Below are 11006 nucleotides of genomic sequence, written 5' to 3' on the forward strand. Positions count from 1 at the left end.
CCGCTCCCACAACAGACCCATAACATCAAATAGTCATGGGTCGTTCCCTAAGAGCCGACTTGCTTACATCCGCGGGTAATCGATGTACCCCACCGGCCCCTTGGCATAGAAGGTTTCCGGGTGCGGCTCGTTCAGCGGCGCATCGGCGGCCAGGCGGGCGGGTAGGTCCGGGTTGGCGATGAACGGAATGCCGAAGGCCACCGCATCGGCTTTGCCGTTGGCCAATGCGGCGTTGGCGCTGGCCTTGTCGAAGCGCTCGTTGACGATGTACGGCCCGCCGAAGGCTTCCTTGATCAGCGTACCGATGCTGTCGTCGGCTTCCTTCTCCCGTGAGCAGATGAATGCCACGCCACGCTTGCCCAGTTCCCGGGCCACGTAGGTGAAGGTCTCGGCACGGTCTGCATCCCCCATGTCATGGGAGTCTGCCCGTGGCGCCAGGTGCACGCCCACGCGGTTGGCCCCCCACACCTCGATGGCCGCATCGGTCACTTCCAGCAGCAGGCGCGCACGGTTCTCCAGCGAGCCGCCATAACGGTCCGTGCGCTGGTTGGTGCTGCTCTGCAGGAACTGGTCGAGCAGGTAGCCATTGGCGCCATGGATCTCGACGCCGTCGAAGCCGGCCGCTTTAGCGTTCTCGGCACCGGTGCGGTAGGCCTCGACGATGTCGCTGATCTCTTCAGTCTCCAGGGCGCGTGGCGTCGGGTACTCGGTGATCGGGCGAACCAGGCTGACGTGGCCCTTGGGCTGGATCGCGCTCGGGGCTACCGGCAGCTCACCATTGAGGTAAGTGGGATGGGAGATACGGCCCACATGCCACAGCTGCAGGAAAATGCGCCCGCCGGCGCCATGCACGGCCTTGGTGATGTTGGTCCAGCCGCGTACCTGCTCGTCGGACCAGATACCGGGTGTGTCCGGGTAGCCGACGCCCATGGGCGTCACCGAGGTGGCTTCGCTGAGAATCAGGCCGGCGCTGGCCCGTTGCACGTAGTACTCGGCCATCAGCGCATTGGGCACGCGGCCTTCGTCGGCGCGGCAGCGGGTCAGCGGGGCCATGATGATGCGGTTGGGCAGCTCGAGGTCGCCCAAGGTGATCGGATCGAAAAGCGTGGTCATCTGTTAAGCCTCGCGTGAGTCAATTGGGAGCGGTTGTCAGCCCGGCACACGGCCGTGCTGGTTGAAGGGCAAGACAGGTTCGGGTCAGAGCTCCTGGCTCATCTGCTCGAGGAAGGCCTGGATGGTTTCTTCGTTGCGTTTGAAGAAGTGCCATTGGCCGATCTTCTGGCTGGTGATCAGCCCCGCGCGCTGCAAGGTGGCCAGGTGGGCGGAGACGGTCGACTGCGACAGGCCGCAGCGTTGGTCGATCTGCCCGGCACACACGCCGTGCTCGGTGCTGTGGTACTGGTCGGGAAACTGCGCCGCCGGGTCCTTCAGCCAGATGAGGATTTCTCGCCTTACCGGGTGGGAAAGGGCTTTTATTATTTCGTCGAGATCGAGAGGCATGGAGGTGGCTCTTGGTGTGTAGCGTTATATCGCGATGTGGCGAAATATAAATCGATGTTTCGCGATATACAAATATGAAGATGTTCTGAGCTGAGCGCGAATCGCTATATCGCGTTATAACGATATTGATGGCCGCAGTGCTAGACTGGCGCCATGAACTACCTTGCACACCTTCATCTAGGCGGCGACGAGCCGCAGCAATTACTGGGCAGCTTGTATGGCGACTTCGTCAAAGGCTCGCTCGAGGGGCGCTTCCCGCCAGCGCTGGAGGCCGCGATCCGTCTGCACCGGCACATCGACAGCTACACCGACAGCCATCCCCTGGTGCTGGCGGCCTTGGCGCGTTTCCCGCGGGAGCGGCGGCGTTATGCAGGGATCATCCTGGACGTGTTCTTCGACCATTGCCTGGCCCGGCACTGGAGCGACTATGCCGAGCAGCCGCTGGCAGCATTCACTCAAAGTTTTTACCGGGTGCTGCTGGCCGAACCCGAATTGCCTGGGCGCCTGGCGCGGATCGCGCCGTTCATGGCCGCCGATGACTGGTTGGGTGCCTATGGCGACTTCGCCACGCTGGAGCAGGTGTTCAACGGAATCGCCCGGCGCTTGTCGCGACCGGAGGGGATGAGCGGGGTGATGCAGGAGCTGGACGCGCTATACGAACCGTTGATGGCGGATTTCCGGGAGTTTTATCCACAGCTGCAGGTCTTCGCGGCGGCGGGCAGGTGAATTGGGCGTTGCCAATGACGGCCCGCGATTGGGCTTTCAGGCCGCCCGCGCCTGACGCCGCGGCACGCTGCCGAGATCTTCCACCCCGAACAAGGCCATGTGAACCGCCTGCTGTGCCTGGAACGCCAGGGCCGCCCGCTCCAGGCCGGCGCTCGCGATCGGCTGCAACAAATGGATGACCACTTCGCCCGGCGGTTGATCGAACAGGCGCATCAGGTGTGAAACCAGGTCGTCGTCGCCAATGAAGGGCGCGATCGGGTCTGGCTCGCCGCCGCGCAGGTACTGGATCGCCACTGGCTGTACCGGTGTGCCCTGGTCGATGGCACCGGCGAGCAGGCGGCCATGGAAGGTGCGCACGCTTCGGCCATCGGTGGTGGTGCCTTCGGGGAAGATCAGCAACGGCCTGTGTTCGCCCAACTGGTTGCCGATTTGCTGGGACAGTCGCTGGCCGTCGCCACCGCCACGGCGGATGAACAGCGTACCGGCCTTTTCCGCCAGCCAGCCTGCCAACGGCCAATGCCGCACTTCGGCCTTGGACAGGAACGACAACGGCGTGAGCATGCCGAGCAGGGGAATGTCGGTCCAGGACACATGGTTGCTGACCCACAGCATCGGCCGCTGCGGCAGGCTGCCCACCACGCGTACCTGGAAAGGCAGGGCCGCGACCAGACGCTGCATGAACAGGCACGTCCAGCGCTGGCGGCGTTCGGTGGAGGCGTCCAGGCCCAGGCGCTCGCCCAAGGCGATGACACTGGCCATGGCCATGCCTAGCAGCAGGACCAGCACCAGGCGGGAAAGGCGGGCCAGTACCCGCAGGCTCGGCATCAGACCGCCGCCTTGAAGTGGCGGGCGTAGCGTGGACAGAGGTCGTCGCGCTTGAGCAGGATGAACACGTCGGCGACCTGGAAGTCCTCGTCCCAGCACGGCTCGCCGCAGATCTTGGCACCCAGGCGCATGTAGGCCTTGAGCAAGGGCGGCATCTCGGCAATCACATTGCCCGGCAGGGCCAGCTTCGGCAGTGGGTTCTTCGGCTCGGCGCGCAGGTGCTCGGTGCACAGGTAGCGTTCGCGCAGGCGCTGCATGATGGCATGGGCCTGCACTCCACCGTCCTGCATGGGAATGCTGGCGCAACCCATCAGGTAGCTGTAGCGGCCTTCGTTGAGCACTTCGGCGAGCTCGCCCCAGAGCACGGCGATGGTGCCGCCGTTGCGGTAGGCCGGGTCGACGCAGGTGCGACCGAGCTCCAGGATCGGCCCCTGCAGTTGCAGCAGGCCGTGCAGGCTGAATTCTTCTTCGCTGTAGAAGCGGCCCAGGCTGCTGGCGGCCTGGTGATCGAGCAGGCGGGTGGTGGCGACCAATTGCCCGGTGGCCAGGTCGCGCACGCCGATGTGACGGCAATGGACATCGTAGTCATCCATGTCCAGGCCCTGCTCAGCGCCCTTGAGCTTGGCCTGGAATTCGGCGCTGAACACCTTGAAGCGCAGGGCCTGTGCTTCCTGCAGCGCCGCGGCGCCGACCAGGCGTTCGGCTTGCAGACGGCGTTCAGTGCTGTTGTCGCCAGAGCGAGCGATCCGAGTCATTGCGAGTCTCCCTAAGCCAGCCAAAGGGTTGCGGCCGGTCGGCTTTGTTGTGCAAAGTCAGCCTAGGTATGCGCGGTGTCACCCCCATGAACCTTTGGTGATGCTTGCGTGACAACCCTGACGAGGAGTGCCCGATGGCCTGGTTGCAACGACTCAACGACCCCTGCCGGCAACCCCTGGCAGCCACCCTGGGCGAAGGCCATGGCGCGTTGCTCGAGCGGCTGGGGCACGCCACACCTTTCGAACTCGCCGTACTGGGCGGCCGGGCCATGGCCACCCCCGGCCTGGCGTTCCTGGTGGGCTACCAGGCGGCGTTGCGCGTGCTCTGGCCCAGTGCCCCTGCCAGCTTGGGCGCCCTGTGTGCCACCGAGCGGCGCAGTGTACGGCCGGCGGACATGCAGACCCGCCTCGAGGACCTGCGCCTGACCGGCCGCAAGGATTTCGTCACCGCAGGCCTGGAGGCCGAATGGTTGCTGGTGGCCGCGCGCAGCGAAGGGCAGGGGGAGGCGCCACGCCTGCAACTGGCCGTGGTCTACCCAGGGGAGCCCGGTGTCGCACTGGAGCCTTTGCCTACGTTGCCGTTGATGCCTGAGGTCGGGCATGCCCGCCTGCAACTGCACCAGGCCAGCTGCGAACTACTGGCAGGCGACGGTTGGGACGCCTACGTCAAGCCCTTCCGTTCCCTCGAGGACCTTTACGTGCTCGCTGCACTGGTAGCTTGGCTGTACGGCGTCGGCCAGGAGAGCGGCTGGCCTCAGGACCTGCAGCTGCGTTTGCTGGGGTTGCTCGGCGGTTGCGCCGAAGGCAGCCGGCAATGCGCGGACAGTGCGGCCTGCCACCTGTTGCTGGGGGGCTTGTTCGCCCAGTTCCAGAGCCTGCGTGAAGCCATCGACAAGGCGCTGGCCGCAGGCCCGGCGCAATGGGCGCAGCTGTGGCAGCGCGATCAGGGCGTGCTGGCGTTGGCCACGGCGGCCCGGGAGAAACGTTTGCAGAAGGCCTGGGCCGCCGCCGGGCTGTCATGAAACCCTGGCAGGCTCGCCCGATCCGCGATGTGAGGGCTGGCCATGGGTGTGTTGGGGAAACTGCTGGGTGTCCTGGGCCTGGTGAGCCTTTCGGCTTGGGCCGAGCCGTGGCCGGAGACGAACTGGAGCCGTGAACCTGCGAAGATCGACTGGCAGGCGGTGGACGCGTACGCCTTCCCGCCACGTGACGAGGGCGGGCGCACAGGGGCACGCACCGATGCGCTGCTGATCGTGCGCGATGGCCGCATCCTGTACGAACGTTACACCGCGCCCACCGGGCCGGACACGGCGCACCTGACCTGGTCGGTGAGCAAGAGCGTGCTCGCCACCGTCCTCGGCGTTGCCTACGGCGAGGGGCGCTTCGCTCTGGAGGACCCGGCGTCGCGCTACTACCCGCTGCTTCACGCCCACCCCCGGTTACGCCTGGTCGACCTGCTGCACTGGGCCAGTGGCCTGGCCTGGCAGGAGGACTATGAATACGCGCCGCTCAAGTCATCGGTGGTGGCCATGCTCTATACCCGGGGTCACAGCGACATGGCGGCCTTCACTGCCTCGCAGCCGGCTGCCCAGGCGCCTGGCGAAGGCTTTCGCTACTCCAGCGGCGACAGCAACCTGCTGGCCGCGGCCCTACGCGGCATGCTGGTGCCAGGTCGTTACGAGGCGTATCCCTGGCAGGCGCTGTTCGAGCCGCTGGGCATTCGCAGCGCGGTCTGGGAGCGTGACGGTGCCGGTACCTACGTGGGTTCCTCGTACCTTTATCTCAGTGCCCGCGACCTTGCCCGCATCGGCCTGCTGATGCTGCGTGATGGGCGGTGGCACGGCCGGCAAGTGCTACCGGCCGATTGGGTGGCCTTCAACCGACAGCTGTTTGCGCATGCCCAGGCGATTCCCGGCGAAGCCAACCCCGGCGGGCACTGGTGGCTCAACCAACCCCTGCCGGGTAGCTCCCGGCCTTGGCCCAGCGCGCCGGAGGACACTTTTGCTGCGCTTGGCCACTGGGGGCAGGCGCTCTATGTCGTGCCGTCGCGAAAGCTGGTGATCGTGCGCTACGCCGATGACCGAGATGGCCGCTACCGGCACGACGAGCTGCTCGAGCGAATATTGTCGGCCATGGCCGGGGAGGGTGCATGAAGCGCGTATTGGCTGGGCTGGTGTTGGCCCTGCTGGCCTGGGCCTGGTACGAGCGCCAGGCCTTGGCGGACTTCCCAGGCATCCTCTCGGCGTACTCGGCGAAGGAGTATTGCTCGTGCCGCTTCGTCATGGGTTTCGACCAGGCCTATTGCCGAGGGTACGTGAAGCAGTACCTGCCCTTGGGGCGGCTGGAGGAAGACAGCGTCGAACGGCATGTACTCGCCGAAGGCCTGGGGCGTCGCCACCAGGCGGCCTGGCAGGGCGCGCGCGAGGGCTGCCGCTTGCTGCCGTGAGGGCGTGCGGGTAAGGTTGACGGCCTTGTTACACAGGATTTCCCATGTTCAAGCTGCCCTGCCTGTTACCCGCCCTGTTGCTGGCCCTGTGCCTGCCTGCCCATGCCAACTGGCACCTCGATGGTGAGTCGTCGCGCCTGTCCTTCGTCACCAGCAAGAATGGGGATACTGCCGAGGTACACCGCTTTTTGGTGTTCCACGGCACAGTGGATCGTAACGGCGCTGCGCAGCTGCGCATCGAGATGGACTCGGTCAGCGGCGGCATCCCGCTGCGTGACGAGCGCATGCGCAAGGAATTGTTCGAAGTCGCCAAGTTCCCCGAAGCCACGGTGCAGGCAAAGATCGACCTGGGCCCGATCAACGACCTGGCCAACGGTGCCCAGGTGGAGTTGCGCCTGCCGGTGACCGTGACCCTGCATGGCCAGTCGCATAGCTACAGCACCCTGCTGTTGGCCACTCGCCTGGACGAGCGTCGTTTCCAGGTGGTGACCCTGGAGCCCCTGTTGCTGCGTGCCGAGGACTTCGACCTGCTGCCGGGCCTGGCGACGTTGCGCAAGCTCGCCGGTGCCTCTTCCATCAGCCCATCGGTGCCGGTGAGCGCGGTGCTGATCTTCTCCGCGCGCTGACATGCCCGGGCCGGTCTTCCCCTGGCGGGATGGCAACGAATTCGAGCTGCTGATCGACGGCCCCGATTTTTTCCCGCGCATGCTCCTGGCGATCGTGCGCGCCGAGTTCCAGATCGACCTGGAACTGTACTTGGTGGAAGGGGGAGCCTGTGCCGAGGCGGTGGTCGAGGCCCTGGAGCAGGCCGCTGCCCGTGGTGTACGGGTGCGCTGCCTGTTCGACGACTACGGCTCGCTGGCATTCCCTTCGGCTTTGCGCGAGCGCCTGGAGGCCGCCGGGGTCTACCTGCGCTACTACAACCGCATCCGCTGGCGACGCGGGTTTCGCAACCTCTACCGTGACCACCGCAAACTGCTGCTGGTGGATGAGCGCTGGGCGGTGGTAGGTGGCACGGGTGTCACGGATGAATTCTGGACGCCGGGAGTCGACACCAGCGAGTGGCATGAAGTGATGGTGCGCATGGAGGGGCCGATCGTCACCGACTGGCAGTTGTTGTTCGACCGCCAATGGCATGCCAACAATCGACGTACCGCCTGGCGTCCGCCGGAAGGCTTCGGCCTGCCGCGCCTGCCACGGGTGCCGGCCCAGGGCCAGGGCATGGGCCGGGTGGCCTATGCCGACGCCCGTCAGCACCAGGACATCCTGCATTCGCTGGTGCGTGCCTTGAACAGTGGTCAACGCCGTATCTGGCTGGCGACGCCATATTTCCTGCCGACCTTCAGCGTGCGCCGTTCCTTGCGTCGCGCCGCGCAGAAAGGCATCGACGTGCGCCTGCTGCTTACCGGCCCACGCACCGACCACCCGGCTGTGCGCTACGCCGGGCACCGCTACTACCCGCGCCTGCTGCGCGCCGGCGTACGGATCTTCGAGTACCAACCGTGCTTCCTGCACCTGAAGATGGTGCTGGTGGACGACTGGGTCAGTGTCGGGTCGTGCAATTTCGACCACTGGAACCTGCACTTCAACCTCGAGGCCAACGTCGAGGCCCTCGACCCGCCCTTGACTGCTGCGGTGGTGGCCAGTTTCGAGCGGGACTTTGGCCTCAGCCAGGAGGTCGACCTGGGGCGCTGGAACGCTCGCCCGTTCTGGCGCCGGATGCAGCAGCGGATGTGGGGGTGGCTGGACCGCCTGGTGGTCAACCTGCTCAATCGTCGCGATTAGCGTTGCAGCGGATACCCGTCGGCGTGGAAGCAGACTATCGTGCAGGGATTGTTCCCATGCAACGCAACGGAGTGGATGCGATGACGGCCAAGAAGATTCTCATGCTGGTGGGCGACTTCGTCGAGGACTACGAGGTGATGGTGCCGTTCCAGGCCCTGAAGATGGTCGGCCATACGGTGCATGCGGTGTGCCCGGAGAAGCTGGCGGGGCAGACGGTGCGCACGGCGATCCATGATTTCGAGGGGGACCAGACCTACAGCGAGAAGCCTGGGCACAACTTTGCCTTGAACTACGACTTCGTGCAGGTGCGGGCCGAGGGGTACGACGGGTTGCTGATCCCAGGGGGGCGGGCGCCTGAATACCTGCGGCTGGACGAGCGGGTGCTGGCGTTGGTGAAGGCGTTCGACCAGGCGGGCAAGCCGATTGCGGCGGTGTGTCATGGGGCGCAATTGCTGGCGGCTGCCGGGGTGCTGGAGGGGCGGGCCTGCAGTGCGTACCCGGCATGTGCGCCGGAAGTGCGGTTGGCGGGGGGGCGATTCGTGGATATTGCCATGGACCAGGCGCATGTGGATGGGAACCTGGTGACTGCGCCAGCCTGGCCAGCGCATCCGGCTTGGCTGGCGGCGTTTCTCAAGGTGCTTGGGACGCGGATTTCCTGATCGGCTGGTTGGGTCGGTTGAGTGGTTGTTGCAGGGACCGCCTAATTCTCGAGCTTGCGCCGTCCCTGTGGGAAATTACCCAGCCGTTCGGGCTACGCCGCCCCCTTGTGGGAGCGGCGGTGCCGCTCCCACAAGGCCCGAAAAATCCACTAGTTATGCGTTGTTCTATGAGGGCGCCCAGCCCAGCCAAAGAGAAAACCCTACCCAACCTGCTCGATCCAATCATTCAAGTTGTAATAGTTGGTCACCCGCGCAATCTTCCCGCAATGAATGTAGAAGAACGCGCCAGCCGGCAGCACATAGGTCTGCCCCTTGGCCGGCGGCAAGCCCTCGTCATCGGCCAGGTACTCCCCATGCACCGTGAACTCCGCTGCCGCCCGGCTGCCATCGGCATTCTGCATGACCACGATATCGGCCAGCCGCTCCCGGTAGCAGCGGTTCATCTTCTCCATGAACCCGGCAAACGCCGCCTTCCCCATCTGCCGCTCGCCCTGGTTGATGTCGTGGATCACGTCCTCGCTCAACAAACCAAGGAAGGTCGGCATGTCCCCGGCGTTAAAGGCTGCGTAGTAGGCGTTCACAAGCTCGGTAGCGGTCATGGCAATGTTCCTGTCGTGTACGGGAAAGGGAATGGCTTGGCCCGGATGATAGGGTTTCCCCTCAAGCCCGGCTTAGCCGAGCGCGTCATCCACATCGACAAAACGACCGCTACGCATGGAAATCCGCCTGTTGCACGGCGCAGCCATTGCGCCTTACATCGATGACCTCGCTCGCCTGCGCCTGACGGTGTTCCGCGAGTTTCCCTACCTTTACGACGGTACGCCGGAGTACGAGGCCGACTACCTGTCCACTTATGCCCGCTCCGGGCGTAGCCTGGCGGTGCTGGCCATCGACCAGGGCAAGGTGGTCGGTGCCTCCACCGGCCTGCCCCTGGTCGACGAAACGCCCGAGTTTCAGCAGCCGTTCCTGGCCCAGGGACGAGATCCGGCCAGCGTCTATTACTTCGGCGAGTCGGTGCTGTTGCCGGCCTACCGTGGCCAGGGGCTGGGCGTGCGCTTCTTTATCGAGCGCGAGTCCTACGCCCACAAGCTCGCCGAGTTCGACTATTGCGCCTTCTGCGCCGTGGAACGCCCGGCCGGGCACCCGCGACGGCCTTCGGATTACAAGCCGTTGCATGGATTCTGGCGTAACCGCGGCTTCCTTCACGACCCGTCCCTGCGCACGACCTACGCCTGGCGCGACCTGGACGACGAACAGGCGTCGTCCAAGATCATGTCGTTCTGGCTCAAGGAACTGCCGATATGATCCGCCTCGCCGCCTGCCAGTACGCCATCGAGCTGCACGAGACCTGGGAGGCCTATGCCGACCACTTCCAGGCCTTGTGCGCTGAGGCCGTCGAGGGCGGTGCACAGTTGCTGCTGTTGCCGGAGTATGCAGGCCTGGTGCTCAGCGGCCAGCTGGCGTCGGATCAGCGCAGCGACCTGAAGGGCTCCATTTCGGGTATCCAGCCGTTGGTCGAGCCTTGGCTGGCGCTGTGCGAAAGCATTGCCCGGCGTTGGCGCATCTATCTTCAGCCGGGCAGCCTGCCGGTGCTCGATGCCGATGGCTGCTATCGCAACCGTGCCTGGCTGTTCGGCCCGGACGGCGTGCTGGGGTACCAGGACAAGCTGATCATGACCCGCTTCGAGCGGGAACAGTGGGGGATCGCGGCAGGTCAAGGGCTCAAGGTGTTCGACACGGCCTTGGGGCGCCTGGGCATCCTGATCTGCTATGACAACGAGTTCCCCATGCTGGCCCGCCACTTGGCTGAAGGCGGCGCCGACCTGATCCTGGCGCCGAGCTGCACCGACACCGAGGCTGGCTACCACCGAGTGCGCATTGGGGCCCAAGCACGGGCATTGGAGAACCAGATCGCGGTTCTGCAAAGCCCAACGGTGGGTATGGCGGCCTGGTCGCCAGCGTTGGATGAAAATATCGGGCGGGCAGGGCTGTTCGTGCCGCCGGATCACGGCATGCCGAGCAACGGGGTGGTCGCCGAGAGTGCCGAGCTGTGCCCGGCGCGTAGCCGTTGGCTGGTCTGCGAGGTGGATCTGGACGCGGTACGCCAGGTGCGGCGCGAGGGGCAGGTATTCATCCGGCGCGACTGGCCGGAGCAGTTCGAATGCGTGAGCTGATAGCGCAGATGCGTTGCAGCCCGTTCGCGGCACAAAGGCCCGCCGACAGGGCGGGTGTGGTGGGTTGTGGGTCGGGCGTGGGGCGCCGAACGGGCCGCAAACCGGCCCCCGGGGTTGGTAAAATAAAACGCCACGC

At 65.4% G+C, this 11006-nt stretch carries 14 protein-coding genes; 9 read left to right on the forward strand and 5 right to left on the reverse strand.

Annotation, left to right across the window (positions count from 1 at the left end; all coding sequences use genetic code 11):
• Positions 1–63: 63 nt before the first annotated feature.
• Positions 64–1113: an alkene reductase gene (locus ACNFG0_RS20800; RefSeq protein ID WP_196156099.1), complete on the reverse strand. Its 1050-nt coding sequence runs from the start codon at positions 1111–1113 to the stop codon at positions 64–66.
• A gap of 84 nt (positions 1114–1197) precedes the next feature.
• The gene (locus ACNFG0_RS20805; protein WP_416766209.1) at positions 1198–1500 is read right to left on the reverse strand and encodes an ArsR/SmtB family transcription factor; all 303 of its coding nucleotides are present in this window, start codon (positions 1498–1500) and stop codon (positions 1198–1200) included.
• A 153-nt stretch (positions 1501–1653) separates the two neighbouring features.
• On the opposite strand from ACNFG0_RS20805, the gene ACNFG0_RS20810 reads away from it, so the two are divergent.
• Complete coding sequence (locus ACNFG0_RS20810) at positions 1654–2226, forward strand: ACP phosphodiesterase (protein WP_196146287.1); 573 nt, start codon at positions 1654–1656, stop codon at positions 2224–2226.
• Positions 2227–2262: 36 nt separating this feature from the next.
• Here the strand turns inward: ACNFG0_RS20810 and ACNFG0_RS20815 are convergent, their stop codons facing one another.
• Both ACNFG0_RS20815 and olsB read right to left on the reverse strand, forming a co-directional pair.
• Positions 2263–3051, reverse strand: a complete 789-nt coding sequence (locus ACNFG0_RS20815; RefSeq protein WP_196156098.1) for a lysophospholipid acyltransferase family protein — start codon at positions 3049–3051, stop codon at positions 2263–2265.
• Entirely contained in the window at positions 3051–3806 is a 756-nt protein-coding gene (olsB, locus tag ACNFG0_RS20820; protein ID WP_196146285.1) for an L-ornithine N(alpha)-acyltransferase, read from the reverse strand. Before olsB ends, ACNFG0_RS20815 begins: the two co-directional genes overlap by 1 nt.
• A gap of 134 nt (positions 3807–3940) precedes the next feature.
• Between olsB and ACNFG0_RS20825 the strand changes: the two genes are divergently transcribed.
• The 6 genes from ACNFG0_RS20825 to ACNFG0_RS20850 all read left to right on the forward strand — a co-directional run bounded on the left by ACNFG0_RS20825 (position 3941) and on the right by ACNFG0_RS20850 (position 8696).
• Positions 3941–4828 (forward strand): acyl-CoA dehydrogenase, encoded by an 888-nt coding sequence (locus tag ACNFG0_RS20825; RefSeq protein WP_416766210.1) that lies wholly within the window; start codon positions 3941–3943, stop codon positions 4826–4828.
• 42 nt (positions 4829–4870) lie between these two features.
• Positions 4871–5959 (forward strand): serine hydrolase domain-containing protein, encoded by a 1089-nt coding sequence (locus ACNFG0_RS20830; RefSeq protein ID WP_416766211.1) that lies wholly within the window; start codon positions 4871–4873, stop codon positions 5957–5959.
• Positions 5956–6252, forward strand: coding sequence for an amidase (locus tag ACNFG0_RS20835; RefSeq protein WP_196146283.1), 297 nt, complete (start codon positions 5956–5958; stop codon positions 6250–6252). Before ACNFG0_RS20830 ends, ACNFG0_RS20835 begins: the two co-directional genes overlap by 4 nt.
• 44 nt (positions 6253–6296) lie before the next feature.
• Positions 6297–6878 (forward strand): YceI family protein, encoded by a 582-nt coding sequence (locus ACNFG0_RS20840; RefSeq protein WP_416766213.1) that lies wholly within the window; start codon positions 6297–6299, stop codon positions 6876–6878.
• A 1-nt stretch (position 6879) separates the two neighbouring features.
• Entirely contained in the window at positions 6880–8037 is a 1158-nt protein-coding gene (locus tag ACNFG0_RS20845) for a phospholipase D-like domain-containing protein (RefSeq protein ID WP_196146281.1), read from the forward strand.
• Between the two features lie 80 nt (positions 8038–8117).
• On the forward strand, positions 8118–8696 hold the full coding sequence (locus ACNFG0_RS20850) for a DJ-1/PfpI family protein (RefSeq protein WP_196146322.1): 579 nt from the start codon (positions 8118–8120) through the stop codon (positions 8694–8696).
• A gap of 200 nt (positions 8697–8896) precedes the next feature.
• On the opposite strand, the gene ACNFG0_RS20855 is transcribed toward ACNFG0_RS20850, so the two are convergent.
• Positions 8897–9295 (reverse strand): nuclear transport factor 2 family protein, encoded by a 399-nt coding sequence (locus ACNFG0_RS20855; protein ID WP_196146280.1) that lies wholly within the window; start codon positions 9293–9295, stop codon positions 8897–8899.
• A 115-nt stretch (positions 9296–9410) separates the two neighbouring features.
• Between ACNFG0_RS20855 and ACNFG0_RS20860 the strand changes: the two genes are divergently transcribed.
• Together ACNFG0_RS20860 and ACNFG0_RS20865 are read left to right on the forward strand one after the other, a co-directional pair.
• Positions 9411–10001, forward strand: a complete 591-nt coding sequence (locus ACNFG0_RS20860) for a GNAT family acetyltransferase (RefSeq protein WP_196146279.1) — start codon at positions 9411–9413, stop codon at positions 9999–10001.
• Positions 9998–10870 carry a carbon-nitrogen hydrolase family protein gene (locus ACNFG0_RS20865; RefSeq protein WP_196166185.1) on the forward strand — a complete coding sequence of 291 codons (873 nt, stop codon included), beginning with the start codon at positions 9998–10000 and terminating at the stop codon, positions 10868–10870. Before ACNFG0_RS20860 ends, ACNFG0_RS20865 begins: the two co-directional genes overlap by 4 nt.
• Positions 10871–11006: the final 136 nt, after the last annotated feature.

The organism is Pseudomonas sp. NY15372 (genome assembly GCF_048068215.1).
Taxonomy (GTDB): Bacteria; Pseudomonadota; Gammaproteobacteria; order Pseudomonadales; family Pseudomonadaceae; genus Aquipseudomonas; species Aquipseudomonas guariconensis_A.